Raw genomic sequence first — 26,830 nt, forward strand, 5'->3', positions numbered from 1 at the left:
AAAATGATCAACAACATTGTAGTTATCGGAGCCGGAACCATGGGAAATGGTATTGCACACACTTTCGCACAAAGCGGGTTTAAAGTAAATCTTGTAGATGTATCTCAGGAAGCTTTGGACAGAGGGCTGAAAACCATTACCACCAATCTCGACAGAATAATTGCAAAGGGAAACCTTACCGAAGAACAAAAGGCCGAAACTTTAGGAAATATTACGACTTTCACGGCTCTTCAGGACGCTGTAGGAAATGCAGATCTTATTGTAGAAGCCGCTACTGAAAATCAGGAACTGAAGCTGAAAATCTTCGGACAGATGGATGAGTTTGCTCCCGAAAACTGTATTTTGGCGACAAACACTTCATCAATATCTATCACAAAAATCGCTGCAGCAACAAAAAGAGCTGATAAAGTAATCGGAATGCACTTTATGAACCCAGTTCCAATCATGAAACTGGTTGAGATTATCAAAGGCTACTCTACTTCCAAAGAAACTTTTGATTCGATCTACGAAATGAGCAAAACATTGGGAAAAGTTCCTGTAGAAGTGAACGATTATCCTGGCTTTGTGGCCAACAGAATTTTAATGCCGATGATTAATGAATCGATCGAAACGCTTTACAACGGAGTTGCAGGCGTTGAAGAGATTGATACCGTAATGAAATTAGGAATGGCTCATCCGATGGGACCGCTTCAGCTGGCAGATTTTATTGGTCTTGATGTTTGTCTAGCCATCTTAAACGTAATGTATGATGGCTTTAAAAATCCTAAATATGCGCCGAATCCATTATTGGTAAACATGGTAATGGCAGGAAAATTAGGTGTAAAATCCGGAGAAGGTTTCTATGATTACTCTGTAAGCAAAAAAGCTGAAAAAGTAGCAAAAATGTTTTCAAAATAAGAAAGGTGAACGTGAATAGTCAGTTGTAAATTTTTTCAATCTCGAGGATTTTAATTTAAAATTAAATTCACTTGAAGAAATTGACTTGCATTGCAAAATTCACTAATTACACATTTCATGAAATTTAAAGAAAAATATATTCAGATATCAATGGTCATCATTACTGTAGTGATGACCATTTTACGTTTTTTACTTAATGAAAAAGGACGAACCAACCCGGATTCTATCCGGTACATGAGGTTTGCACACAATCTTCCTTATATAGATAACACTACTACTCCACTTGGTTATCCGGCTTCCATCAAATTCTTTACATTTTTTGGACCTGATGAATTCTGGAGCAGTAAATTAGTTGCAGTTCTTTCTTATCTTTTTATCATTTTCTTTGCCTGGAAAAAGAAATTTTTCTTTAAAGAATCGATTGTAGTAAGTGCTTTATTCAGCTTTGTTTCGATTTTTTCTTATACGATGAGCGAACCGCTGATTTTACCTTTTGTCATGGTCTTTCTTTACATTTCAATGCAAATTATCAATGGTAAATTAGAAAAGGGAAGAGCCATATTTTATCTTTCACTTATCCTGATCGCTCTTTACAACATCCGTTACAGCTCATTATTCATTATCGGAGGTGCCGGACTTTACGGAATTGTATTTTGGAAGAAAAAGTTTTCTTCGGTATTTATTATTTCAGCAATAATCGGTGGAATTTTTGTGATTTTATATAAGTTTCTTTTTATCGATTACTTTAATGAAAATTATGTTAAAGGAGCATTAGTTATAGGTTTGCATCCCACTTCAAAACTTCTTGTTGAATTGTTTCAGGGGCTTTGTACAACTTTTAATCCGTTTATTCATATCGCCAATCCTGGCGGAGGAATTATTAACTATGGAATTTACGGGATCGGATTCTTAAATATTTTTTTGATTATTTATCTTTTTGTAAAATATAAGCTTTCCGAATCAGAATTTTTCTATGTTTTTGTAAGTACGGTAAGTGTAATTTGCTCCTATTTTGTACAGTATTTTTATTCTGTTAATGCCATAGATTATCGATTAATGGCACCTTTTAGTCTTCCGATCTGGCTGATTTATTTCAGAAAACTGTTTCATATTTTTGATATTAAAGTGTATGCAATAGGATTTTTAAGTATTATGTCCGGAATTCTGTTCACATGGCTTTCTAAAGGAAACTATCTTGAAAACAGAAAAGAAATGAAACAGTTCTTACAATCTGAGAAGCTTGATAAAGTTCCTTTATTATTTTATCTCGAAAATATCGAAGAATTTGAACTTGAGAAAATACAGGTTGCGGAACTGATAAGCACCGTTAATCCCAATATAGCCCTGACCTCAAAACCCAAAGACACGCTCCGGAAAACTACTTTAACGAGGTATAAAGTTTTACAAAAAATTAAGATAGACAAGAACAAATACCAATAATTTTATTATCTTTGGTTTAAAGTTAAAACATTAAAAAAATGAAATTACCAAAGTTTTTATTAGCAGATAATTCGGAATTTCCAGAAGATTTATTCGTTGTTCACACAGAATATCCAAGATTTATCTTAAACGTTGAGGAAGAAGAAGTAGAGTGGTTAGATGATTTGGAAGGTGATGATGAAGAAACAATGGCAGATGAAGCTACAAAAGTGGTAGAAGCTGCGTTCAAATGGTGTGACGAAGAGTTGGCTAAGTACGACGAAGAAGAGGAAGATTAATAAATTAACCATCTAAACATAAAAAAGGAACTCAATCGAGTTCCTTTTGTTTTTTATTCAGGTAATGTGGTCAAAAATAGTTGGTGTTTTTCACAAAAATAATTCGTAATATTTGGCGACTGATTGGAAGAGGAAGCAAGCAATGCTGAGGAGCAACTTGCCAGCAATACAGTCAGTGCTGTACACAATAGTTTAAAGGATGGTAAAAACCATCCTTTTTTGTATAAATTATTGGAACAGCTTTATGGCTAAAAAAACCTTTTATGATTTTAGATTTTTATAAAATAGATACCATTGGATAAACTTTTTTCTCCGACTTTTGGTAAGTCCTCGATGAATATTAAGATTACCTTTCAGATGCCCGAAAAATGATTCTATTGCATTGGTTGTTTTTGGAATGTTATGATTTTGAAGAAAGATAAACATGTTGGGCAAAGCCTTTTTGATAACCGAAAAACACCTTCTCACCATCTTGTGGGTGTACCAATATCTTTCTGTTTCCTGGCTGTATGATTTTTCATTCAAAAACTCTTTATGCTTTTCAGACCAGTCTAAAAATTCCTTGATCCAATATTGCTTTTTAATTTCATTATCAATAAAATGGATTTTGCAGACAATTTCACGCAGCTCAAAACCCGCTATAGACTTTGGATAGGCAGAAAGCCATATTTTGCACATCCTCTGAATATGAACCAAACATCGCTGGACGGGAACTTTCGGACAAACTTTACGGATAGCTTTAAGTAAAGATTTGTCACCATCACAGGTTATCCCGCCAATTTTTATTCCTAAATTCAGAATGTTTTCCAAATCTTCTTTAAGTTCTTCATAATGCTCTCCATCTGTAATTCTGTAAAGCTGAGTTTGTTTAAAAGTATTATCTCTGTATACCACCAAACAGATTTCATTAGAAAAATAAGTACCATCAATGAGCAAATAAACCTCCTTGTTCTGGCTGTAACTTAGCCTTGGAGCTTTCCCAAGCATCACGTTAAAATACCGCTGAAGAGTACTAACCGAATATCCGGACTCTGTTGAAATCTGCTCATAAGTCTGTTTTCCGACAATCCATTTTTTGAACCAAATTTCTTTGTTTTTTAAGCTTACAGATTTATTTTCGGAAGTAAAATAAATGCCACAATTTTTACATTTAAATCTGCGTTTTCCATTTTGCTTTCCCCATGAAATCACATCCAGACTTCTGCAACTCCAACAACGATTTTTTTTGAATTTCCAGCCATAAAAAAAGTTTATTGAAACAAAGTTCAATAAACTTTCTATATCATCAGTAACAATCGGCAATACAAAGACTTTTACCAACTATTTTTGACTATTAAACCTTTATTCAGCTTTATTAAATTTCAATAATAAAAGATTGTCCTGATACAGTTCTAAGACACTGCCTGTCACTACGTATTTATTGGCTTTTCCCACCATATCCATGAAGTTTTTCTCTACACTCATATTATCGCAGGCCATTCTTGTAGAACCCAATGCTCCGGCAGAGAAATTACCTGTAGAAGCCTCAATTTTTGCCGTTCCGAAGTAATTGTTACAGCCAGCATTCCCACTGATTTTTTCGCCTTCAATCTTCAGCGTCGGGATTTTTCCTTTCACATTATCTGCCAAAGCCCAATTTGTACCCGCAAGAGAAGGCTGAGCCTTTCCTACTTTCGATGCGGAGGATCCGGACATTGCACCGCAGGAAACCAAAACCGCTGCTGTACATATACTTAAAAAAAGATGTTTCATTTTTTTCTTTTTGATTCAACCAAATTTACGGAAATATTATTATCTAAACGGTTTCCAGAGGATTTTATTGCTTTTTTAACGATTGTTCTTAACTAAAATTTTCATTAGAAACAGTTTCATTGTTATTCGAAATGTAGTAAGAATTTATACAATAAACATGGAATTTGTCCCGCAGATCTCACAATTTTCACAAATGCCTGCAAATAGTTGTATTTTTTGGCTAAAGCCATTTTATTTTGTTATAATAATAAAAAAACGGGCTAAATAAAGCCCGTTCCAATTGATCTATTTTGATCTATATTTTTAAAGAAATTATCCTCTTAATTCTGCGTTAAACTCTTTCTGGAAAGACTTAATCAAAGAATCCATTACTGAAGCAATTTCTTTCTCTTCCAATGTTTTTTCTTCGTTTAAAAGTTCAAAACTCATTGCGTAAGATTTCTTACCTTCCGGAAGATTTTTTCCTTCATAAACATCAAATAAGTTGATATTCTTAATGTAAGGAGATTTATTCTTTTTAGCCGTCTGATAAAGATCTTGATAGTTCACATTTTTATCAATTAACAATGCCAAATCTCTTCTGATTTTGTTGAATTTAGGAATATCCTTGAATTTCAATTCGTTTTTAGAACGTAATTCCTGAGCAAATTCCAATTCAATTTCTGCATAGAAACACTCCTGATCAATATCAAAATCTTTCAACATCTGAGGAGCCACTTTTCCGATTCTTACCAAAGTTTTGCCTTCTGCCTCATAAGCCAATGCATCAGAGAATCTTTCGTCAGCCAGAGCAACTTCTTTATACTCAATTGCTAATTTTTCTAATAAAACTTTCACGTAAGCTTTTAAGTTATAGAAGCTAGTCGCAGATTTTGGCTGTAACCAGTTTTCAGCAACTTCTCTTCCTGTAACCAAAATAGCAAGCTGTTTTCTTTCCTCGTACTTTTCTCTTTTATGATAAATTTTTCCGAATTCGAAGAACTTAATATCCTGATTTTTTCTGTTGATATTGTAGATTGCATTTTGTAAAAGCCCTTCCAATAAAGATTTTCTCATGAATGCCAAATCATTACTTAACGGATTCAATAATTTTACAGCATCCGTTTCATCTTTTACAGAAGTCAGTGAATTGTTCATCACCTCGTTGAAACCTAAGCTCTGTAAAGTTCTTGCCCAATTGTTTTCCAATTCATCCTGATCCTGAGCAGAAAGCTTTATAGGTGTAAAGGAAATTTTTTGTGGAGCATCAATTTTATTATATCCGTAAATTCTTAAAATCTCTTCAATAACGTCGATTTCTCTTGTAACATCTGCTCTGTAAGCCGGAACAGAGATTTCCAGACCGTTCTGAATTTCATTCAGAACCTGAATATCGAGCGCTTTCAAAATTTCTTTTACTTTCTCTCTGTGGATTTTCGTTCCTAAAATCTGTTCAATTTTTGAGAATCTGATGATCACATAATGATCTTCAATTTTCTTTGGATACTCTTCCAATAATTCTCCAACCATCTTTCCTTCAGCTATTTCCTGAATTAATTTGATCGCTTGAGTAATTGCTGTTCTCGTAATATTCGGGTCAACGCCTCTTTCAAATCTGAAAGATGCATCTGTATTTAAACCGTGGAACTTAGCTCCTTTTCTTACTGCAACCGGATTAAAATAAGCACTTTCCAGGAAAATTGTCGTTGTCTCTGCAGAAACCCCGGAATTTGCACCACCAAAAACTCCGGCAATACACATCGGGTTATCCTTTCCGTCTTTGATCATGATTTCAGAACCGTTCAATGTTCTTTCCACACCGTCTAAAGTCGTAAATTTTGTTCCTTCTTTTACCGTTCCTACCTTCACTTTTTTGTCTGCAATTTTATCTGCATCAAAAGCGTGAAGCGGCTGTCCGAAACCGTGAAGAATATAGTTTGTAATATCTACAACATTGTTGATCGGGCTTAATCCGATAGCTTTCAATCTGTCCTTTAACCAAGACGGTGAATCTGCAACCTTCACATTTTCAATAACGGCACCAATATATCTCGGACATAATTCAGCATCCTCGACTTCTAATTTAAAATCATGAGAACCTTCGTTGTTCAACACAACAGAAGAAACTTTTTCAAAAGTAGATTTCTGCTGATTCGTTGAAAGGAAAGCATAAAGATCTCTTGCAACACCATAATGAGACATTGCGTCGGTTCTGTTTGGCGTTAAACCAATTTCAAAAACCTCATCATTTGATAATTCAAAATAATCTGCGAAATTTTTTCCGACCTCATACTTTTCCTCATCTAAAACCATGATTCCTCCGTGGTCATCGCTAAGCCCAAGTTCATCTTCAGCACAAATCATACCCTGAGAAACCTCCCCTCTGATTTTTGCTTCCTTGATTTCAAAAAAGTTTCCGGTTTTATCATAGATTTTTGTTCCGACAACTGCTACGGGAACTGTTTGCCCGGCCTCTACATTTGGAGCCCCGCAAACGATGTCCAACACCTTTCCGTTTCCTACATCTACCGTTGTTTTTCTTAATTTGTCTGCATTCGGATGTTTTTCGCAAGTCAGAACTTTGCCGACAACAATTCCTTCCAGGCTGCCTTTTACGCTTTCAAATTTTTCTATCCCTTCAACTTCAAGACCAATATCTGTAAGGAACTCACCGATTCTTTCAGTTTTCAATTCCGATTTGATAAAGTCTTTCAGCCAGTTGTTTGATATTTTCATTTGCTAAATCTATATTTTTTAATTGTTCAAATGGAACGTAATGGTTTCATCTGATAAATTATTACTTTTTGAAGTTAAAAAACCTCACTTATTTTGAAAATTTTACTTGAATTTTTCGCGCTACAAATGTCGTGTTTTTTTGAGAAACAGAGAAATTTATAACAGACTTTAAGAGTTTAATTTCTCTGATTTTTATTCTTTATCTCGCAGATTTAGCAGATTACGCGGGTTTTATTTTAAACTGAGAACAAATCAATATTTATGCGTAAATACATATGAACCTTTACATCAACTGCAACCTTAGCCCCGATTGCAACGGCATCCTTTTGGGTTGCGGACGGAGCGAAGCGGAGTCCGTAACCCAAAAGATATAGTGAAAAGCGGGAAAAAGCTCCTAAAAAAACAATTTACTTTTCGTTCTAATCAAATTCTTCTAAAAAAAGAAAAAGAGGTTCTGAAAAATCAAAACCTCTTTTATTATTATGTGTATTAATATTACAACCCGATGACCGGCATTGATAGCATTAAGATATTTTCGTTGTCTTCAAGACCATCAAGAGGCTCGATGATTCCCGGTCTGTTCGGCTGAGACATTTTCATGGTGATATCGTCTGATCCAAGGATTGTTAACATTTCTGTCAGGAATTTAGAACTAAACCCAATATTGATATCTTCTCCGTTATAATCGCAAGGAATCTGCATATCTGCTTTGTTTGCATATTCTGTATCCTCAGCATGAAGGTGAAGAATGTTTGCAGACAATTTAAATCGCACCTGATTGGTCGATTTATTAGACATGATTGAAGCTCTTTTAATAGCTCCCAACAGAAGATTCCTGTTGATTGTCAATACATTCGGGTTCTCTTTTGGAATTACCGCTGTATAGTTCGGATATTTTCCGTCAATCAGTCTACAGATCCAGATATGCTTACCAAAAGTAAATTTAGCCATGTTCTCGTTGAATTCGATTGTTACGTCTTCGTTTGAGCTTGCTAAAATATTTTTGAAAATGTTCAAAGGTTTTTTCGGCATGATGAATTCCATCGGTTCGGCATTCATAAGATCCATTCTTTTGTACACTACCAATCTGTGAGAATCTGTAGAAACAAAGTTGGTTTCATTTTCTCCAAACTGGAATAATACCCCCGTCATTACCGGACGAAGAGAATCGTTGCTTGTGGCAAAAAGTGTGTTTGTCAATGCTTCAGACAAAACTCCTGCAGGCATTGTAACACTTTGTGAAGCGTCGAATTCCGGCAATTCCGGATAATCGTCTGCATTGTCCAAAGCGACCGCGAAGTTATCTTTTTCATCTAAAATCTCAAGCTGACTTCCCGTTCCTTCCGCATTGTCTTTCACTGCTAACGTTAGAGGCTGCTCTCCGTACGTCTTGATAAAATCCTGAAATATCTTTGCAGGAACAGCAAATTTCCCTGCATCATCAGATTTTGCCTCAAGAGAAGTAACAAGAGTTGTTTCACCATCCGATGCTGTAATGGTAAGTTGAGTTCCGTCTAATTCAAAAAGATAGTTTTCTAAAATCGGCCTCGACTGAGAGCTTGATATTACGCCACTTACAGTTTGCAAAGCCTTCTGCAGTTCACCACTTGAAATAATAAATTTCATAGATTTAAAAATAAATTTTTACAAATATAATAAATAGAAAACAGATTAAGAAGAATAATCCTGAGAGTTATTAACATCCATCAAAAGAATTTTCCAACTATTTCTACCCCACTTTTTTGCCAAGGAAGTTTTCTCCTTAAGAGGATAAATTTAATAATTTATTTTTGATCAATTAGTATATTTGTGAATAATATTCTGTAATATTTTATCATGAGAAAGCCACCCGTCCATAAAAGTTTTTTAAACGCTTTCCGAGGTGTCTTTCTGATGATGAGAAATGAGCGGAACTTTCAGCTTGAGCTTTTGGCTTTCCTCATTAATGTGTTTCTGATTTTTTATTTGCAGCTTTCTTCTTTAGACTTGGTTTTGATACTGATTGTTTCGTTTGGTGTTTTATCGGCTGAAATTTTTAATACTGCTATCGAGAAAATCTGTGACATTATTCAGCCTGAATTTGATAAAAGAATTGGCTTTATTAAAGATATTTCTGCAGGAGCCGTTGTTTTGATGGCTATTTTGGCTGTAGTAGTAGGAGTTTTGGTGTATGGAAAGTATATCTTTTAGCCCGTCATTGCAAGAAACGAAGTGACGAAGCAATCTCAATACGCGTATAATATACATTTTCAATTAAAGCAATACATTCCACGCCCCTCTCCGTTTCACTCTGAAAGACAAAAATATCACGTCCTTTTCCCACAGATTCTTATATTCACAATTGTATTTATTTCAGAAAAAAATTTGTGTTATTTATATTTAAAATAAAAATTATTTTCCAACATAAATAAATCCGGATTTCCCAGATTTAAAAACTGTTTCAATTCTTTTATAATCATCTACTTCATATTCATCAGCTTGCAGAATTTCTTCGTCCGTGACTTCGAATAAAACACCTTCCACTTCATCTTCAGTATTTCCTGAAAATTGTAAAATCGGATGATACTTCTGATTGCTTTTTCGCAGAACTTCCGGATCTATGATTTCTAACGTTTCAAGTTTGTAACCTGTGAGAATATCTTTTTCTCCGTGTAAAATCCGACCGAAAGTTTCAATCTGAACCTTCTCTTTCTGCAAGGTTCCATAAGAAAATAATTGAGGCATTATAAATAGTTTTCAATAATTGGGATTACGATTTCAGCCATTATTCCATAGCCTTTTTCATTGGGATGAACACCGTCCGCAGAAAGTAAAATTTCTTTATCTTCTAAAAAAGCAGAATAAAAATCAACATAATGTAATGAATTTTCAGCCGCTATATTTTTCAGAATTTGATTATAAATCAAAACTTCATCATTTGTTCTCAGTTTTCCAGAAGAAACGACCACTCCATCTACATTGTTAGAAAAAGGAAGAATACTCACCAGATAAATATCATCAGAATACTTTTTTGCTTCCTGAATGGCTTTTAAGATATTTACAGCAAATCTTTCAGAATCTACCACTTGAACACCTTCTTTACTTGCTAAATCATTGGCTCCATAACCAATAAAAATAATATTCCCTTCTGCTGCATTTCTTGCTTCCATTTCATTGGAGATTCTTCTCACTAAGCCATCTGTAGTTTCTCCACCAATTCCTAGATTAAAAAGAATTAATTCATGACTTCCTTCATTGTACTTCTGTAAGGCATATCTTTTCAGAATATCAACCCAACCGCCAAAAACACCGTCATATTCTCCGTAAGTGATGCTGTCACCGAAGAATAATCCATACCTCATTTTTTTCATTTGCTTTTAAATATCTTATTTGTAAACTTTGAATTTTTGAACCATCAAATAATATTTTTGGGGATGTTTCGGCTTCGCTCAGCATGACATTGCTAATACTAACTGTTTAATTTTTAATAAAGCTTATAAGCCGTAAAATCTTAAATCCCTTAATGGTTTATTCAATCCAAAATTAGTGTAATATTTTTGTGTGATTCTATAATTTCAATTAAAATTTCAAATAAAGTAGGTCCGTTTCCATCAATCAGCTCCTTGAGCTTTTGTTGAATTAATTTTACATTGTAAGGTTTTCCCTGTCTGATTTTATTTTCATAAAATTCTTTGGTTGCATCAAAGCCCAGATTTTCTTTTGACTTTTGAGAATTTTTCCAGGTAATATCTGTTGTCACTCCATATAAAATATCATCAAACCCATCCAGAGTTCCGACTTTCCAATCTTCATCTTTCATAAAAAGCTGAGAAATCTCTTCGTAGAAACCCTCCAAATCAGAAAAATGACCGCCATTGATGACAGTCATTTTATTGTATTGTTTTTTATTGATCATATTATTTTTTCAAATAAAGGATGTTGTCATAACTAAAATACGAAAATCATCCCAATCAGTTTAACTCCGAATTAATGGATCGGCATCTTATTTTGCTCTTAAATAAATTTTACTGTAGTCGGAACGAACTTCAACATTGTTTCCCCCGCCATTTATTTTTCCAGCCAAATCGCTTCCAAGGCTGGGTAAGTCCTCTTTTTTCTCAACATCTATTTTAAAATCCGGAGACACATAGATTTCTCCATATTTAGTTGTCGTTTTAAGATCAGCCTTTATTGATTTAGGCAGTGTAACATCGGTAAGTCCGTACACAGATATAATCGATAACGGCCCTTTTACATTTTGATTGAAAACAGCTTCAATTTTTCCGTAAATAGATTTTAATGTTGCAGGTCCGGTAATGTTTTCCAGTTGAATATTGTTGTAGGTTGTTGCCACCTCAATTTCGTTCTGCATATTTTTGAAAACAACGTCCTTGCCGTACTGTGATTGATGCTTAAATGAAACAATAATATTTTCAGGGACCAAAATTTTTAAATCCGGAAAAGACATTTTTTTTAGCGAATTCACTTCCAAAATGCCGTCTTTTTCATTAACGTTAATTCCAAGTCCTGTATTATCTTTAAGTCCCAGTGCATTTACCATCTGAAGACCTGCTGCACGCTCATCTTCTTCATCATCTTCTATCTGAACAGAAAATATAATTTCGTTTCCTTTATAACCTTCTACCGTTGCTTTTCCAAGATTGAGAAGAAGTTTACCTTTGTTTTTTTTAACCTTAAAGGTCTTAGAATGTTGCTGAGCAGAATTGGTTTGCTCACTACTTTCCTGAGCCTGGAAAGAAATTGCCATAAAAATAAATAAGATCAGAAATATCTTTTTCATGAATTAATTTGTTAATAATCTGTAATTTATATAAAATTTAATATCTCATCAACACAGCATAGGCTTCATCTTTGACGAAATCCGCTGTTGTAGGATTTAAAGTGAGTTCTTCCAACCTTGAGTTCACGTCTGCAGTGAGTTCTGATGAATTCTGATTCGACAAAATCTCAATCAATTCTTTCTGCACCATTGCATCATCCTGCTGAAGAAAAATCTGTTTGATATTCCTATTGATTTCAGGATTCTGAATATGTGTAGACAAAGCTTCCACTGCTGCTAATCTCACATTGGTATTTTCGTCTATAAGTGCTTTGTCGCATAAGATTTGAATCAGTTGATGATCCGAAACTAAAAAATCTTTTAACAAAGCGATTCCCTGCAATCTTGAACTCGCCGAAAATTGATCATTTAATAATTCTAAGGCTTTTAACTTATTAAAACCGTTTTTATTTTCAGAATGGTTGTTTTGAACAAAATTTTCCTTTTTTTGTATTTTTTTTGATGAAACAGAACGATTACTTACAAAAAATTTGCCCGAATCTTCCTGTTTTGTAGTTATTATTTTTGCAGTTTCCGGTATATCTTTTTGATTTAGAATATCAACCAAATCCTTATCTTTTATTTTGATTTTATCAGTATCCGCAATTATTGCTTGTTCACTTTCGTTTAGGCTTTTTAAAGTATAAAATCCGACACTTAAAATAATTGCCACAGAAGCTGCTAAAAACATTTTTTTCTTAGAAAACAGCGGTCTTATTTTTTTTTCGGAAACGGTCTGCCCATTTAGCCTCAACATAATTTTATCAAACGTTTCATCGGGAACTTCAAGCGTGTCAAATTCCTCACGATGATCTTGAATATATTTCTTAAGCGGATCTTTCATTTTGGCATTTTTGAGTTAATTTTTCAAAAATCTTCTTTTTAGCACGATGATAATAACTTCGCACTGTACCTGCGGGAATATTCAGGGTTTTAGCAATTTCATCCTGCGGCATATCTTCAAATAAAAAAAGATTGACAATAGTTCTTATCTGTAACGGAAGCTCAGCAATTACATTCTGCAGTTCCTCAATACGGAATTCCAAAGCAAGCCTCTCTTCAAGCTCATTATCTTTTAGATCATACATTTTATCATCTTCGATTTCCGCGAAATAGATTTTCTTTTTTCGAAGAAAGGTAAGAGAATGGTTAATGGCGATTCGCTTAATCCAGCCTCCGAAGCTATCGGTATTTTTCAGGGATGTTAATTCTGAAAATGCTTTTACAAAAACCTCCTGCAGAATATCTTCCGCATCTTCCCTATCATTCACAAGACGGAAAACCGAATTGAAAACTGCTTTCGAATAACGCTGATAAAGTATGGAATACCCGGAATTATTGCCGAAACTGCATAGTTCCAACAATTCCTTATCACTGATATTTACATTTGTTGTTTTCAATAATTATTAAGTCTTGTTATTCGTCTCTACTTAGTAGACGCAATTCGGTTTTTAAATGTTGCAATTTATTTTTATTTTTTTAGAAAATTTCACTTTCGATTGAATTTAACCTGTAGTTTATTACTTTACAGTTCATTATTCACATGTCTTTAGTTCGATAGGATTTTTAAAAACGTCTATTTTTTGCTTTTCAGATTTGTTGTAAGCTTCCTTTACTTCTTTGCTGTCGATATTCTGACCGTAATAAACATAAGTAGCAGTAGCATTTGAAGAATTCAGATTCGCAAAAATCATGGCAGGATCCTTTTGATACTGAGTCCAGAAAGTTTCCCACTGCTTGGGCGTAAAATTTACTTTCGCTGTATAAGCATTTCTTTCGTCAATATTATTTTCTTCTTTGGTAAGTCCTTTAATTTCAAAAATAAAATTTTCTTTAAAATCTGATATTTTCAGGATCAATCCTGGTAATCCGTAAAATTTGTAAGGTCCGTCACTGATGGGGATTTCATTGGTAAACCATGCAATCCATTTTCTTCCTCCAAAATCAGCTTCAGCTTTTTGTACATTATAATTAAACATCCTGCTTTTTTCCTGCAGAATTTTCCAGCTGGGTTTACATCGGTAAGTCGTTAAATACACTTTGTCAAAAAAATTCTCTTCGGTAATCGTTGTCTGAGATTTTAAATCTTTAAAAATTAAAGTCTGTAATTTCCATTGCTGTTTGGGTGCCGGAAAGTTTCTGCTTCCCTGCTTTACCAATTTCGTTTTTACAGAATCATATTTAAATTTTGCGAGTGATTCGAAATAAGAATTCTCCTTATTTTTCAAAAGAACCGTCAGTTCTGAATTGTAGTTTTCTGTATTCTCTTCGGTTTTCCACTTGAAGTCGTACACGATTTTATAGGATTGAGAAAATACCTTTAAAAAAGCAGTCAGTGTAAATAAGATAATGATTAGTTTGAGTTTCATATTACTGTTTTTTAATATTCTTACTATTAAAAGGATGCAGGATTCAGAAAAATGTTGCAGATTTTAAATAAAAAAAATGATCACCATCTATAGCAATCATCTTGTGTTTGTCTTTGATTCTTTTTTCTTTTTTTAAACATATTTTTTCCATTATCTAAATTAAATACTTCGAACATTTATTTTATTAAACATAATGAATAATAAAAAAGGATTCGAATAATAATATCCGAATCCTTTTTAATATTGAATTTTAGTATCTTTTACTTAAAATACTCCACACCATTTTTAAAGATATTATGGTAATTCGCCGTTGGAATGTTTTTCAGCAAGCCTTCTGCAAAACGTTCAGGGTGACCCATTCTACCAAAGATTTTTCCATCAGGACTGGTAACACCTTCAATTCCGAACAATGAATTATTTGGATTGAACGGCATTCCGTGAGCGATGTTTCCTTCTAAATCTAGATATTGGGTAGCAATTTGTCCGTTTTCATACAGCTTTTGAATTTCCGCTTCCGAAGCCATAAAACGACCTTCCCCGTGAGAAATCGGAATCGTAAATACCTGATCTTTCATTCCTTTTAACCAAGGTGATTCGTCATTGACAACTTTTACATTTACCATCTGAGAAATATGCCTTCTGATCGCGTTGTGAGCCAAAGTCGGAGAATTTTCATCCAGATCTTTGATTCTTCCGTAAGGTAATAATCCTGATTTCACCAATGCCTGGAAACCGTTACAGATCCCGATGATCATCCCATCTCTATCTAGTAATTCGTGAACTGCATTTCTCATTTTTTCGTTTTTCAAAACGTTAACGATGAATTTTGCAGAACCATCCGGCTCGTCACCTGCTGAGAAACCTCCTGAGAAAGCCAAAATCTGAGAAGTTTTGATCTCTTCTACCCAAGCATCAATACTTTCATCCAATAATTGATGATTGATATTAATCAAAGGCAGGCTGCTTGTAACAGCTCCTTCTTTTGCGAAAGCGTTCAGTGTATCATATTCACAGTTTGTTCCCGGGAAAACCGGTGCGAATACTTTCGGCTGAGCGATTCCGTGCTTTTTAATGATGATATTTCTTGGGTTGATCGAGTTTAATTTCTCATCAATAGCAACCGTAATTTTTTCTTTTTCAACCGTTGGGAAAAGATTTTCGAATGTATTTGTATTAGCTGCTAATAATTTTTCAATCGCGAATTCAGCATCATTAATTTTAATAATATTTGAATCTTTAACTTCTCCGATCAATTGGAGATTTATAGAGCTTAATTCTTCTTTAGATTCTATGATTAAGCTACCTATATTTTTAGTTAATAAAGCTGTTTCATCAACTGTAATTTCAGCACCTAATCTGTTTCCGAAGCTCATTTTTGCTAAAGCCACTGCAACTCCCCCTTCTTTAACCGTTTTTACTGAAACGATTTTTCCAGCTTTAATATTTTCGAAAATAAATTCATAAATATCTTTTAAAGCATCATAGTTCGGAAGTCCGTTTTCCTGAGCGATATGATTGAAGAAATATACTTTATTTCCTGCATTCTTAAATTCAGGAGAGATAATGTTTTTCTTTTCTCCGTTGGCACAAGCGAAAGAAATCAATGTTGGCGGAACATTCAGATCCTGATACGTTCCACTCATTGAGTCCTTACCTCCGATTGCAGCCAAACCGAAGTTGATCTGAGCATCGTAAGCCCCTAAAAGCGAAGCCAAAGGCTTGCCCCATTTTTCAGGATTCTGACCCAATTTTTCAAAATATTCCTGGAAGCTGAATCTGATATTTTTGTAATCGCCACCCATCGCAACGATTTTCGCAACACTTTCTACGACTGCGTAAGAAGATCCCAACAAAGAATTCTGCTTAGAAATTTCTGCATCGAATCCCCAACTTGCCAAAGAAACTGTTTCAATATCTTTTGCTCCGATGATTGGCAATGTCTGAACACTTCCTTCCATCAAAGTCTGCTGGTATTTTCCACCTAAAGGCATCGCAACCGTAGTCGCACCGATAGAAGAATCAAACATTTCCAGCAATCCTTTTTGAGAAGCAACATTTTTATCTCCTAAAATTTTCAAAAAGTTTTCCTCATTGAATGACGGAGTTTCTTCTTTTACTTCATTCAAGTGAGTAATTTTAACTTCCTGACTTTTTGAACAGCCGTTCGTATCAAGGAATGCTCTTGAAAGGTCAACAATCTTATCACCCTTCCAGAACATCTGCATTCTTCCTGAGTCGGTCACTTTTGCAACTTCAACAGCAACAATATTTTCAGCTTCACAGAATTTGATGAACTGTTCTTTATCTTTTGGTTCAACTACAACGGCCATTCTTTCCTGAGATTCGGAAATAGCAAGCTCGGTTCCGTTCAACCCTTCATATTTTAAAGGTAAAACATCCAGATTTACTTCCAGTGAATCAGCGATTTCACCAATTGCTACAGAAACACCTCCAGCCCCGAAATCATTCGATTTTTTAATCAATCTTGTTACTTCAGGATTTCTGAATAATCTCTGAATTTTACGCTCTTCAACCGCATTTCCTTTCTGAACTTCAGAACTCATCATGTGGATAGAAGTTTCGTCCTGTTCTTTTGAACTTCCGCTCGCTCCACCAACTCCGTCACGACCAGTCGCCCCCCCTAAAATAATGATAGAATCACCCGCTTCAGGTTTTTCACGTCTTACCCAATCCACAGGAACCGCTCCGGCAACGAAACCAACTTCCATTCTTTTTGCCTTATAACCTTCATCGTAGATTTCAGAAACCATTGTAGTTGCCAAACCGATTTGGTTACCGTAAGAAGAATATCCGTTCGCCGCCTGTTTTGTGATTGTTTTTTGAGGTAATTTTCCTGGTAATGTTTTATCAACTGCTTCCAAAACATCTGCAGCACCCGTCAATCTCATCGCCTGGAAAACGAAAGAACGACCAGACAAAGGATCTCTGATTGCACCACCTAAACACGTTGAAGCTCCACCAAAAGGCTCAATTTCTGTCGGGTGATTGTGCGTTTCGTTTTTGAATAATAAATACCAAGGTTCTTTTTTACCATCGTATTCAGCTTCGATTTGGATGGTACATGCGTTGATTTCATCTGAAACAACAAGATTCTCCAAATTGCCTGTTTTATGGAAATATCTTCCGCAAACTGTTGCCAAATCCATTAAGGAAATTGGTTTCAATTCACGCCCTAAGAATTTTCTTTTTTCGATATAATCATTGAAGATAGTTTCCAATGTATGTTTAAACTGTCCTTCAAATTCAATATTTGACAACTCTGTTTCAAACGTCGTGTGACGACAGTGGTCGCTCCAGTATGTGTCTAAAACTTTAAGTTCAGTTTCCGTAGGATTTCTGTTTTCTGATTTGAAATATTCCTGAATGAATTTCAAATCGTCTAAACCTAATGCAAAACCGTGATTATTAAAGAACTCTTCAAGCTGAGCATCATCAAAATTGATGAAATTTTCGTGAATAATAACTTTTGACGGCATTTCTTCCGCAGGAATGTCTAAAATTGACAAATCTTTTTCCTGAGATTCCACTTTATTAATAAGCAGATCTTTGATTTTCACCAAATCAGATTCAGAAACTCCTTCAAATTCGATTAATTTTCCACTTCTTACTTTAGACTTCTCATTTTCAGTCAATAAAGCGATACATTGTTGCGCAGAATCTGCACGTTGATCGTATTGTCCCGGTAAAAATTCCATTCCGAAATAGATCCCTTTTGCAGGGTTTTCTTCGTGTAAAATATCAGTAACCGGATCTACGAAAGTGCTGTTGACCACTTTTCCGAATTCACCATCGTTTAATCCAAAGATATCGTAAACGTTATATACTTTTACACTTTGGATAGACGGAACCACCGCTTTTACTTCATCAAAAATTTTTGGACTTTCTACATCGAAAATTCCTCTTTTTTCTACGAAAATTCTTTTGTTATTAGACATTAGATGTCAGATATTAAATATTATTAGACTTATTTACTTAATTTATTCGGATTATCCGGATGTTCTTTCTGAAATTGTTCAGCTTCTTTTTTTTGCTTTTCAAGCCATTTTTCAAAAGGAATTTTTTCTTCATCATAATCCAGTGCAAAAATATTTTTGCCGTTTTCTGAAACTAGGAATTTGAAATCAAACCAAGATCCCGTTTCTACTCTTCTGTAATCGTAGGTATTTACCTGATAAAAAGGAAAATTTTCTTTCGGTTTTTCTACGATTTCAAAGAATAATTTCTTTTCATTTTCAGATAATTTTGTATAATGATTTACATAATACAATTCTGAAAGCCTTTTATTTTGCTTTTCGAAAAACTGAAGAATATTCTTCTCTTTTTCATTGTATTTGAATGGATTCAGAAAAAATTTTCCATCAACTTCAATCGTATTTTCAGACTTTGAAACAGGCTTTACAATTTCTCCTTTGAAATTCATTACACCCCAAGTTCCACCGATCATTGCTTTGTGTTCGTCTTCTGTTTTTTCCCAGTCGCAACCGTCACAAAAAGCAGCATAGCCATAATTGAATGGTGACACAAAATCATGTTCAGGTTTTATGATAACCGTTCCGTTTCTGTCTACAAAACCAACCTTTCCGTTTTTAACAAACCTTCTTACTCCTTCAGAGAAATAATCTGCTCCGTTGTCGTAAAAGAAAGGTTTGTACAGAAAATTTCCTTTTTTGTCGTAGACATAGCCCCATTCATTTTTTCCGGGTTTTTCATCGTTTTTAAAACCATCGAAATAGATTGTTTCACCTTTTACTAATTCTCCATCTTCCAAATAAGAAAAAATTTTGAATTGTGCAGGAACGATGATTTTCCCATTTTGATTTTTAACACCAATCAACGAATCTTTTGATTTAAAATACTTTAAAACTTCTTTTTCCTGAGAAAAAGAAAGCATGGGCATTAATAATATGACTAAAAGTATTTTGTTCACGAATTAATTTGATTGGGTTAAAAATAAAATATGCAGCCGAAAAGACTGCATACATTATATTATACTTTAAGATCAGCTTCCAGTCCTATCAAATCTTTGTTTGCATCTATAATCGGCTGAACTTCATTTGCTATGAATTCCTCCGTCTGAATGTGTGCAAAACCGATGAAGTTTTTAGGATCAAGAACTTCTTTTAATTTTGATTTATCTAGTTTTAATGAATCGTCGTTTAAGATTCTTTCGATAAGGTCGTTTTCCTTACCTTCTTCTTTCACTTTTTTAGATGCTTCCATTGAATGAACTCTGATCACTTCGTGGATTTCCTGACGGTCGCCACCCGCTTTCACCTCTTCCATAATGATGTATTCTGTCGCCATGAAAGGAAGTTCTTCCATAATATGTTTGTTGATTCTGTTCGGATATACTACGATTCCGTTCATGATGTTATTCCAAATTAATAGGATTGCATCAACTGCTAAAAACGCCTGAGGAATTGTTAATCTCTTGTTTGCAGAATCGTCCAATGTTCTTTCAAACCACTGTGTTGAAGCGACCATCGCAGAACTTGTTGTTAAAGACATTACATATTTTGCCAATGCTCCGATTCTTTCACTTCTCATTGGATTACGTTTGTAAGCCATTGCAGATGAACCGATTTGGTTTTTTTCGAATGGTTCTTCAATTTCCTTAAGGTTTTGAAGAAGACGTAAATCGTTTGTGAATTTATGTGCAGATTGTGCAATATTTCCTAATAATGCTACTACTTTAGCATCAATTTTTCTGTCATAAGTCTGTCCGGAAACTCCGAAAACTTTTTCGAAACCGAATCTTTTTGACAATTCTTTATCTAAATGCTTAACTTTAGAATAATCCCCGTTGAAAAGTTCCAAGAAACTTGCAGCAGTTCCCGTAGTTCCTTTTACTCCTCTGAATCTTAATGTTTCTAAGAAGAAATCAAGCTCTTCGATATCAAGAACTAAACTCTGTAACCAAAGTGTTGCTCTTTTTCCAACAGTCGTTAACTGAGCGGGTTGGAAGTGTGTGAAACCTAAAGTCGGTAAATCTTTATACTGAATTGCAAAATCAGAAAGATTTTTCATCACGTTCACCAACTTTTTCTTTAAGATTAAAAGTCCGTCACGAATCTGAATTAAATCTGTATTATCTCCTACAAACGCCGAAGTTGCCCCCAAGTGAATAATTCCTTTCGCTGAAGGAGCTACATCACCATAAGCGTGAACGTGAGCCATTACATCATGTCTGAATTTTTTTTCATATTCAGCCGCTTTTTCGTAATCGATGTTTTCAGCATTAGCTTTCAATTCAGCGATTTGCTCGTCTGTAATTTCAAGTCCAAGGTCTTTTTCGATTTCAGCAAGGGCAATCCAAAGCTTTCTCCAGTTCTGGAATTTATTGTTGTGAGAAAAGTTAAACAACATTTCTTCGCTTGAATAGCGTTCTTCCAAAGGATTTTTGTAGGAATTCATTCTTTTCTTTTACTTTTTAGATGATGCAAAAATACGGTTTTTAAACGAGAGAGAAAAATCTCTCTGTGCTTTTGTCTTGAAACAAAATCACCAAAAATTCAAGATTGGAATCTTTCGCTAAAAATGCTTTCTTTTTACTAAAAATTCTAAACTTGCGCGAATTCAGAAATTGTTTTCAGTTTAAAATTTGTGGCGCGCTTGGAACAATAGAATTTTCTTAACGTTCACAGAATTTATTTTCTTAACGCTACAGTTTCCTACGTCGTATTAAATAGCCCGGATTGAAACGACATCCTTTTGGGTTGCGGGTGAAGCGAAGCGGAGCCCGTAACCCAAAAGATACAGTGGAAAGCCGGAAAAGCTTCAAATAAAAAATACAGTTCGCTTTTCAATATATCCGTTACTCCTGAAAAATTTCATTATCATATATCTTGCGAACTGAAAATGTTTTGTTATAAATTTGTTGCTTCGTTTTAAAACAATAATGAAATGGGCAATCTGAAGAAACTGGAAATCAAAAAAAACATTCAAAAACTTGAAGATAAAAATCTGTCATTCCGGGTTTTTGATTTGAACAAAGAAAACCTGATAGATTATTTTAAGCCCCATAAAAAAGACCATTTCTTAATTATTGTTATTGAAAACGGAACATTACAGCTTCATATTGAGGACAAAATTCATTATTTAAAAGCCGGAAAAATTTCCGTCGTATTTCCGGAACAGATTCATTTTATTTCGGATGTTAGCCCAGATGTAAAAGGTAAAATTATTCTGTTTGAAGAAATATTATTCTGTTCGGATATCCTGAAAAATGAGTTGAGCACTTACAATGTCAATCTTTCAACACAACTCAACTGTACGATTTTATCTTCCGAAGATTTTGAACAAAGCTTAAATGCGATTAGGATTATTAAAGGAATTTATGAACAGCCAAGCTTGATTAAAAAAGAACAGGCTAGATTTCAAATTAAGATTTTTCTTTTGGGTTTGATAGAATCCGTTCACGGTTTGCATCCTATTTTACATCAAGAAACAACTGATAAACCTGTTTATGTTCGGTTTAAAAAATTGTTGAATGAACATTATAAACACTACCGAACTGTTCAATATTATGCCGAAGAATTAGCGATTACGCCTAAAAAATTAAATTCAATTACTAAAAAACACTGTGGAGAAACTGCCATTCAGGCGATTCATAATCGGATTTTAATGGAAATCAAACGTCAATTGATGTTTTCTGATTTGTCTCACAAGGAAATCGCTTTTGATTTAGGCTTTAATTCTCCCTCTGCACTCAACAAATTCGTAAAAGCAAAATTGAAAGAAACGCCGACCGAACTTCAGCAGGAACTGGCGCAAATGTATAACGCGTAGTCCTGTTTGTATAACATGGCTTGTTTTGGTTGATCTAATTTTGTCTCATTAAAATTTAAATAAAAAAATGAGCAAATTATTTATTGCAGGAGAAGTTTTCCATGGTGCAGGAACTCTTGAAGAATTAAAAAATATTAAGGGATCAAAAGCGGTCATCGTAACGGGAGGAAGCTCAATGAGAAAGAGCGGAACATTGGATAAAGCCGTTGCCTATCTTGCCGAAGCTGGAATCGAAACTCAGATTTTCGAAGGTGTGGAAGAAGATCCGTCATCTGAAACTTGCATGAAAGGAGCTGAAATGATTCAGGCTTTCCAACCGGACTGGATCATTGGTTTAGGAGGTTGTTCAGCAATTGATGCAGCAAAAATCATGTGGGTATTTTATGAATATCCTGAGGCAGATTTCGATGCAATGATCAAGCCTTTCACGGTACCTGTTTTAAGAAATAAGGCAAAATTCATCGCGATCCCTTCTACCAGCGGAACAGGAACTGAAACCACAGGTCTTGCTGTAATCACAGATAGAGAAAAAGGCGTAAAATATCCAATTGTTTCTTACGAATTGACTCCTGATATCGCGATTGTTGATGGTGAAATCTGTGCTTCTATGCCGGCTCACGTAACTTCAAACACAGGTCTTGACGCTTTGACTCACTGTGTGGAAGCTTATGTTTCCAATATTGATAACAATATTGCGGATGCGCTTTCAAAAGGTGGTTTGGAGATTGTTTTTGATAATCTGAAAGAAGCGGTAGAAAACCCTAACAATATTACAGCGCGTCAGAATATGCATGATGCATCATTTATGGCAGGTTTGGCGTTCAACAATGCCTGGTTGGGAATTGTTCACTCGTTATCTCACCAGGTTGGTGCTTTGTACGGAATTCCTCACGGAGCTTCTAATGCGATTTTCCTTCCGAATGTAATCCGTTATAATGCTTTTGCGACAGACCGTTTTCCTGATTTGGCAAGAGTAATCGGTAAAGAAACGGCTGAAGATTTAGCTCAGGCTATTGAGACTTTACGTTCTGACGTTAACAATCCATCAGCGATCAAAGAATTCGGAATTTCCAGAGAAGATTGGGATAAGAATCTTGATTATATCGCTAACAATGCTTTGGTAGATCCATGTACTGGTTTCAACCCGAGGGTACCGACTTTGGATGAATTGAAAGCGATTTACAATGCTTGTTATGAAGGCGTTGTGTATGTTGAAGAATTGGTTACTGGATAATATATCATATTTCCTACTATTAACATTAAACGTTATAGGTTTTTGAAACCTATAACGTCTTTTTACAGGATGTTGTCAATAGCCCCGATTGAGCGGCATGTTGAGTTCTTTTCAGGATTAGGTTCGGCGGCTTCGCCGCCGAACCTAATCCTGAAAAAGCAAGTAGCGAAAGCGGGAAATCGCTACGCAATTTAAGCTTAAAATAAAAAAAGGAAGTCGTTGTGGCTTCCTGTTTCGTTTTATTGATAAATAACGACATCGTTTTTCTTGATCTGGTAACGAGTTTTTTTGTAGGGAACCAAGACGTAACTGTCTTTTATATGGCTTCCGCTTTTCCAAAGATTACCTTTCCCTTGTTTGTCGAGAATGATGCTTTTCGCATTTCCGTCAGGGATAAAAATTTCAGCTTTTTTCATATTTTTACTGAAAATCACAGCCGTCACCGTAGAATAACTTTTGTCGGCACTCACTTCATTTAACTTGATTTTCTGTTCGAAAACTCTTATACAATTATTTCTAAGCTGAGAATAGGTATACCCCGCAGAGCCGATGCAGCCGTGAACATCTCTGTCGCCACCAACTTTTTGGGCAAACGTAAAGGAACTTAAGACGAGAGCGGTGAAGAAAATTGTTTTTTTCATGGTATCATTTTTTAATTATGGTTTTGTCTAAGATACAAAAAAGGCACTTTTCCTGAAGGCTTTTAGTCAATTTATTTACCTCATTGATTTTTAAAATCCCCCTCTGATTCAGAAAAAAAAATCTTGAAAATCAATCTTTAACTGATGGAAGATACCGATTAATCATTACGACGAAGTATTCAGGCTGTTTGTTGAAACAGTCAACCAGTTCGAAGAATCAGCCAACTGTTACGAAAACTCGTTCAACCACTTCGAATAGCCAATCAAGGAGTTCGAAGAACCAATCAACTACTTCGAAGGGTCAATCAATCATTTCGAAGGGTCAATCAAGTACAATTTACTATATTCCAATAACTTACAGACGTTTCAAAACATATTCAAAATATCTCCACATACGGATTGCTAATTACTTATCATCCATTAATCATAAAAAAGCCACTCTTTCGAATGGCTTTTATATTAATTTGCTTGAACAACTTATTTCGTCCAGTTGATTTTTGAATGTTTTACCTCTTCAGAGTTGGTACCAATCATGATATCAAAATCTCCGGCTTCCCAATCGTATTTCAAATCTCCATTGTAGAATTTAAGATTTTCAGGAGTGATATCGAAGGTAACCTTTTTAGATTCGCCTTTTTTCAATAATACTTTCTGGAATCCTTTCAATTCTTTTACCGGTCTTGTGATGCTTCCCACCATATCTCTAATGTATAATTGAACTACCTCAGCTCCGTCATAGTTTCCAGAATTAGTTACTGTTACTGAAGCCTGAATCGTTTGATTTCCTTTTGGATTGGCATTAGAAACCGTAACATCAGAATAATTGAATTTAGTATAACTCAAGCCATAACCGAACGGATACAGAGGTGTGTTACATTCATCCATATAGTTTGAACGGAATCTTTGGTATTCGCATTTATCAACTAATTTTTGGTCTAATGGGCGACCCGTATTTTTAGCGTTATAATAAATTGGAACCTGTCCTAAGCTTCTCGGGAACGTCATCGGAAGTTTTCCAGAAGGATTTACTTTTCCGAAAAGAACGTCTGCAATTGCATTTCCCGCTTCTGAACCTGGGAACCAAGCATTTAAAATAGCATCCGGTGTATCTTTTACATTCGTTAAAGCCAATGGACGACCTGTAAACAGTACCATTGCGATTGGTTTTCCTGTCTTTTTCAGTTCATTTAATAAATCAACCTGTGACTGAGGAATCGTGATTTCGGTTCTTGAAGAAGATTCACCGCTCATTTCGGCAGATTCTCCGATGGCTAAAACGATCACATCGGCTTTATTGGCAACATCAACGGCTTCTTTTAATAAAGCTTCTTTTGAACGGTTATCTCTGTCGGTTTTCTTACCGTGAGCTGCATAAATTTCTTCTAATTTAGCATCATAATCAATATTCGCTCCTTTTGCAGAAAGGAATTTTACATCTTTACCATAGTTCGCCTGAAGCCCCTGCATTAAATTAACAGAAATTGCATGTTTTGTAGCGACACTCCAAGTTCCTGCCATGTTCATTGAATTGTTAACCAATGGCCCGATTACCGCAACTGTTCCTGATTTTTTTAATGGTAAAACCTGGTTTTCATTTTTCATCAAAACCATCGACTGTGCCGCAACATTTCTTGCAATATTACGGTTTTCCATACTGTACACTTCCTTGGCAGCTAATTTTGCATCACCATGTTTGTATGGATTGTCGAACAAACCTAAATCATATTTTGCTTCAAGAATTCTTCTCGTTGCCATATCTATTTCAGCCTGAGTTACCTTCCCCTCGGATAAAGATTTTTTTAATGTTGTTAAAAAACCTTCACCCACCATATCCATGTCAACACCTGCTTTCAAAGCCAATGCAGATACCTGTTGAAGGTCTCCCATTCCGTGGTCTACCATTTCGTTGATACCTGTATAATCGGTCACTACGAAACCTTTGAATTTCCACTGATTTCTCAACACTTCAGTCTGCAACCATCTGTTTCCAGTTGCCGGAACCCCGTCCACTTCGTTGAAAGAAGCCATTACCGAAGCTACTCCTGCATCAACCGCCGCTTTATAAGGTGGAAAATATTCGTTGAACATTCTCACGTGGCTCATGTCAACGGTATTGTAATCTCTACCCGCTTCTCCGGCTCCGTATAATGCAAAGTGCTTTACACAAGCCAAAATATTGGTTCCGTTTGCTAAGTCTTTTCCTTGGTAACCGTACACCATGTTTTTAGAAATTTCACTTCCTAAATACGGATCTTCTCCGGAACCTTCAGAAACCCTTCCCCATCTCGGTTCGCGGGAAATGTCTACCATTGGAGAGAACGTCCAGTTGATTCCGTCAGCCGCTGCTTCTTTTGCTGCCACTCTTGCTGACTGCTGAACCAAGTTCATGTCCCAAGAAGCTGCTAATCCCAATGGAATCGGGAAAGTAGTTTCATACCCGTGAATTACGTCCATTCCGAAAATCATTGGAATTTTCAGACGGCTGTTTTCCACCGCCACTTTCTGTACGGCTTTGATTTTATCAGCTCCTTTTATATTGAATAATCCACCGACTAAACCTTGTTCCACTTTTTTTCCGATGTCGGAACTTTTAGCCAAACCTGTTGTAAAGTCTCCTGAACTTGGTAAATTCAGCTGCCCGATTTTTTCGTCTAAGGTCATTTTTGCTAAAAGCGCATCAACAAAAGCCTTTTTCTTCGACTGGTACTGAGCTGTCTGATAAGACTGAACGGGCTTCGTGACCATTTCCTGTGCCGAGAACACAGGTGCCAATGCTAAAGTGGCGATTACAATTAACTTTTTCATAAATCTATCTTCTTAAATTATATTTTCTTTTGTTTTGTTTTAATTTATAATAATTTATTTTAAACGCAAAG

Annotated in this window: 23 protein-coding genes; 6 read left to right on the forward strand and 17 right to left on the reverse strand. The window is 35.2% G+C overall.

What is annotated here, in order from left to right:
• The first annotated feature begins 6 nt into the window (after positions 1-6).
• From BUA89_RS16410 to BUA89_RS16420, 3 genes are all read left to right on the forward strand, one after another.
• A complete protein-coding gene (locus tag BUA89_RS16410) occupies positions 7-897 on the forward strand; it encodes a 3-hydroxybutyryl-CoA dehydrogenase (RefSeq protein ID WP_178362469.1) in 891 nt (296 codons plus the stop codon).
• 117 nt (positions 898-1,014) lie between these two features.
• Entirely contained in the window at positions 1,015-2,337 is a 1,323-nt protein-coding gene (locus BUA89_RS16415; RefSeq protein ID WP_072960673.1) for a hypothetical protein, read from the forward strand.
• Positions 2,338-2,375: 38 nt separating this feature from the next.
• Positions 2,376-2,615: a hypothetical protein gene (locus BUA89_RS16420; RefSeq protein WP_002977986.1), complete on the forward strand. Its 240-nt coding sequence runs from the start codon at positions 2,376-2,378 to the stop codon at positions 2,613-2,615.
• A 261-nt stretch (positions 2,616-2,876) separates the two neighbouring features.
• Here BUA89_RS16420 and BUA89_RS16425 read toward each other — a convergent pair whose 3' ends face one another.
• From BUA89_RS16425 to dnaN, 4 genes are all read right to left on the reverse strand, one after another.
• A complete protein-coding gene (locus tag BUA89_RS16425; protein WP_228420588.1) occupies positions 2,877-3,935 on the reverse strand; it encodes an IS256 family transposase, variant Zn-binding type in 1,059 nt (352 codons plus the stop codon).
• Between the two features lie 21 nt (positions 3,936-3,956).
• Positions 3,957-4,367, reverse strand: coding sequence for an META domain-containing protein (locus BUA89_RS16430; RefSeq protein WP_072960676.1), 411 nt, complete (start codon positions 4,365-4,367; stop codon positions 3,957-3,959).
• Positions 4,368-4,679: 312 nt separating this feature from the next.
• Entirely contained in the window at positions 4,680-7,082 is a 2,403-nt protein-coding gene (gene pheT, locus BUA89_RS16435) for a phenylalanine--tRNA ligase subunit beta (RefSeq protein ID WP_072960681.1), read from the reverse strand.
• A 495-nt stretch (positions 7,083-7,577) separates the two neighbouring features.
• A complete protein-coding gene (gene dnaN, locus BUA89_RS16440) occupies positions 7,578-8,708 on the reverse strand; it encodes a DNA polymerase III subunit beta (protein ID WP_072960684.1) in 1,131 nt (376 codons plus the stop codon).
• Positions 8,709-8,918: 210 nt separating this feature from the next.
• Between dnaN and BUA89_RS16445 the strand changes: the two genes are divergently transcribed.
• A complete protein-coding gene (locus BUA89_RS16445) occupies positions 8,919-9,272 on the forward strand; it encodes a diacylglycerol kinase family protein (RefSeq protein WP_072960687.1) in 354 nt (117 codons plus the stop codon).
• A 201-nt stretch (positions 9,273-9,473) separates the two neighbouring features.
• Here BUA89_RS16445 and BUA89_RS16450 read toward each other — a convergent pair whose 3' ends face one another.
• The 10 genes from BUA89_RS16450 to purB form a co-directional block, all read right to left on the reverse strand.
• Positions 9,474-9,806, reverse strand: a complete 333-nt coding sequence (locus tag BUA89_RS16450; RefSeq protein WP_072960690.1) for a gamma-glutamylcyclotransferase family protein — start codon at positions 9,804-9,806, stop codon at positions 9,474-9,476.
• A complete protein-coding gene (locus tag BUA89_RS16455) occupies positions 9,806-10,432 on the reverse strand; it encodes an SGNH/GDSL hydrolase family protein (RefSeq protein ID WP_083531701.1) in 627 nt (208 codons plus the stop codon). Before BUA89_RS16455 ends, BUA89_RS16450 begins: the two co-directional genes overlap by 1 nt.
• Positions 10,433-10,593: 161 nt before the next feature.
• Positions 10,594-10,977, reverse strand: coding sequence for a barstar family protein (locus BUA89_RS16460; RefSeq protein WP_072960693.1), 384 nt, complete (start codon positions 10,975-10,977; stop codon positions 10,594-10,596).
• An 87-nt stretch (positions 10,978-11,064) separates the two neighbouring features.
• Positions 11,065-11,862 carry a DUF4097 family beta strand repeat-containing protein gene (locus tag BUA89_RS16465; RefSeq protein WP_072960696.1) on the reverse strand — a complete coding sequence of 266 codons (798 nt, stop codon included), beginning with the start codon at positions 11,860-11,862 and terminating at the stop codon, positions 11,065-11,067.
• A 37-nt stretch (positions 11,863-11,899) separates the two neighbouring features.
• Entirely contained in the window at positions 11,900-12,745 is an 846-nt protein-coding gene (locus BUA89_RS16470; RefSeq protein WP_072960699.1) for a HEAT repeat domain-containing protein, read from the reverse strand.
• On the reverse strand, positions 12,729-13,301 hold the full coding sequence (locus tag BUA89_RS16475; protein ID WP_072960702.1) for an RNA polymerase sigma factor: 573 nt from the start codon (positions 13,299-13,301) through the stop codon (positions 12,729-12,731). Before BUA89_RS16475 ends, BUA89_RS16470 begins: the two co-directional genes overlap by 17 nt.
• Before the next feature lie 135 nt (positions 13,302-13,436).
• Positions 13,437-14,270, reverse strand: coding sequence for a GLPGLI family protein (locus BUA89_RS16480; RefSeq protein ID WP_072960705.1), 834 nt, complete (start codon positions 14,268-14,270; stop codon positions 13,437-13,439).
• A 260-nt stretch (positions 14,271-14,530) separates the two neighbouring features.
• Positions 14,531-18,226: a phosphoribosylformylglycinamidine synthase gene (locus tag BUA89_RS16485; RefSeq protein ID WP_072960709.1), complete on the reverse strand. Its 3,696-nt coding sequence runs from the start codon at positions 18,224-18,226 to the stop codon at positions 14,531-14,533.
• A gap of 29 nt (positions 18,227-18,255) precedes the next feature.
• Entirely contained in the window at positions 18,256-19,218 is a 963-nt protein-coding gene (locus BUA89_RS16490; protein ID WP_072960711.1) for a WG repeat-containing protein, read from the reverse strand.
• Between the two features lie 59 nt (positions 19,219-19,277).
• Entirely contained in the window at positions 19,278-20,705 is a 1,428-nt protein-coding gene (gene purB, locus BUA89_RS16495) for an adenylosuccinate lyase (RefSeq protein WP_072960714.1), read from the reverse strand.
• 489 nt (positions 20,706-21,194) lie between these two features.
• Here purB and BUA89_RS16500 point away from each other — a divergent pair, with 489 nt between their 5' ends.
• Both BUA89_RS16500 and BUA89_RS16505 read left to right on the forward strand, forming a co-directional pair.
• The gene (locus tag BUA89_RS16500; protein WP_072960719.1) at positions 21,195-22,079 is read left to right on the forward strand and encodes an AraC family transcriptional regulator; all 885 of its coding nucleotides are present in this window, start codon (positions 21,195-21,197) and stop codon (positions 22,077-22,079) included.
• A 67-nt stretch (positions 22,080-22,146) separates the two neighbouring features.
• A complete protein-coding gene (locus tag BUA89_RS16505; protein WP_072960723.1) occupies positions 22,147-23,313 on the forward strand; it encodes an iron-containing alcohol dehydrogenase in 1,167 nt (388 codons plus the stop codon).
• Positions 23,314-23,362: 49 nt separating this feature from the next.
• Here the strand turns inward: BUA89_RS16505 and BUA89_RS22975 are convergent, their stop codons facing one another.
• The 3 genes from BUA89_RS22975 to bglX all read right to left on the reverse strand — a co-directional run bounded on the left by BUA89_RS22975 (position 23,363) and on the right by bglX (position 26,759).
• The gene (locus BUA89_RS22975) at positions 23,363-23,572 is read right to left on the reverse strand and encodes a hypothetical protein (protein WP_143152365.1); all 210 of its coding nucleotides are present in this window, start codon (positions 23,570-23,572) and stop codon (positions 23,363-23,365) included.
• The gene (locus BUA89_RS16510) at positions 23,553-23,954 is read right to left on the reverse strand and encodes a hypothetical protein (protein WP_072960726.1); all 402 of its coding nucleotides are present in this window, start codon (positions 23,952-23,954) and stop codon (positions 23,553-23,555) included. Before BUA89_RS16510 ends, BUA89_RS22975 begins: the two co-directional genes overlap by 20 nt.
• 477 nt (positions 23,955-24,431) lie before the next feature.
• Positions 24,432-26,759: a beta-glucosidase BglX gene (gene bglX, locus BUA89_RS16515; protein ID WP_072960729.1), complete on the reverse strand. Its 2,328-nt coding sequence runs from the start codon at positions 26,757-26,759 to the stop codon at positions 24,432-24,434.
• Positions 26,760-26,830: the final 71 nt, after the last annotated feature.

Source organism: Chryseobacterium arachidis (assembly GCF_900129245.1).
Lineage (GTDB): Bacteria > Bacteroidota > Bacteroidia > Flavobacteriales > Weeksellaceae > Chryseobacterium > Chryseobacterium arachidis.

Coding starts and splice junctions, on each gene's coding strand:
- pheT (WP_072960681.1), bottom strand. CDS start 7,082: ATGAAAATATCAAACAACTGGCTGAAAGACTTTATCAAATCGGAATTG.
- BUA89_RS16505 (WP_072960723.1), top strand. CDS start 22,147: ATGAGCAAATTATTTATTGCAGGAGAAGTTTTCCATGGTGCAGGAACT.
- BUA89_RS22975 (WP_143152365.1), bottom strand. CDS start 23,572: ATGTCGTTATTTATCAATAAAACGAAACAGGAAGCCACAACGACTTCC.
- BUA89_RS16485 (WP_072960709.1), bottom strand. CDS start 18,226: ATGTCTAATAACAAAAGAATTTTCGTAGAAAAAAGAGGAATTTTCGAT.
- BUA89_RS16455 (WP_083531701.1), bottom strand. CDS start 10,432: ATGAAAAAAATGAGGTATGGATTATTCTTCGGTGACAGCATCACTTAC.
- bglX (WP_072960729.1), bottom strand. CDS start 26,759: ATGAAAAAGTTAATTGTAATCGCCACTTTAGCATTGGCACCTGTGTTC.
- BUA89_RS16465 (WP_072960696.1), bottom strand. CDS start 11,862: ATGAAAAAGATATTTCTGATCTTATTTATTTTTATGGCAATTTCTTTC.
- dnaN (WP_072960684.1), bottom strand. CDS start 8,708: ATGAAATTTATTATTTCAAGTGGTGAACTGCAGAAGGCTTTGCAAACT.
- BUA89_RS16415 (WP_072960673.1), top strand. CDS start 1,015: ATGAAATTTAAAGAAAAATATATTCAGATATCAATGGTCATCATTACT.
- BUA89_RS16450 (WP_072960690.1), bottom strand. CDS start 9,806: ATGCCTCAATTATTTTCTTATGGAACCTTGCAGAAAGAGAAGGTTCAG.
- BUA89_RS16510 (WP_072960726.1), bottom strand. CDS start 23,954: ATGAAAAAAACAATTTTCTTCACCGCTCTCGTCTTAAGTTCCTTTACG.
- BUA89_RS16480 (WP_072960705.1), bottom strand. CDS start 14,270: ATGAAACTCAAACTAATCATTATCTTATTTACACTGACTGCTTTTTTA.
- BUA89_RS16430 (WP_072960676.1), bottom strand. CDS start 4,367: ATGAAACATCTTTTTTTAAGTATATGTACAGCAGCGGTTTTGGTTTCC.
- purB (WP_072960714.1), bottom strand. CDS start 20,705: ATGAATTCCTACAAAAATCCTTTGGAAGAACGCTATTCAAGCGAAGAA.
- BUA89_RS16460 (WP_072960693.1), bottom strand. CDS start 10,977: ATGATCAATAAAAAACAATACAATAAAATGACTGTCATCAATGGCGGT.
- BUA89_RS16420 (WP_002977986.1), top strand. CDS start 2,376: ATGAAATTACCAAAGTTTTTATTAGCAGATAATTCGGAATTTCCAGAA.
- BUA89_RS16445 (WP_072960687.1), top strand. CDS start 8,919: ATGAGAAAGCCACCCGTCCATAAAAGTTTTTTAAACGCTTTCCGAGGT.
- BUA89_RS16500 (WP_072960719.1), top strand. CDS start 21,195: ATGGGCAATCTGAAGAAACTGGAAATCAAAAAAAACATTCAAAAACTT.
- BUA89_RS16470 (WP_072960699.1), bottom strand. CDS start 12,745: ATGAAAGATCCGCTTAAGAAATATATTCAAGATCATCGTGAGGAATTT.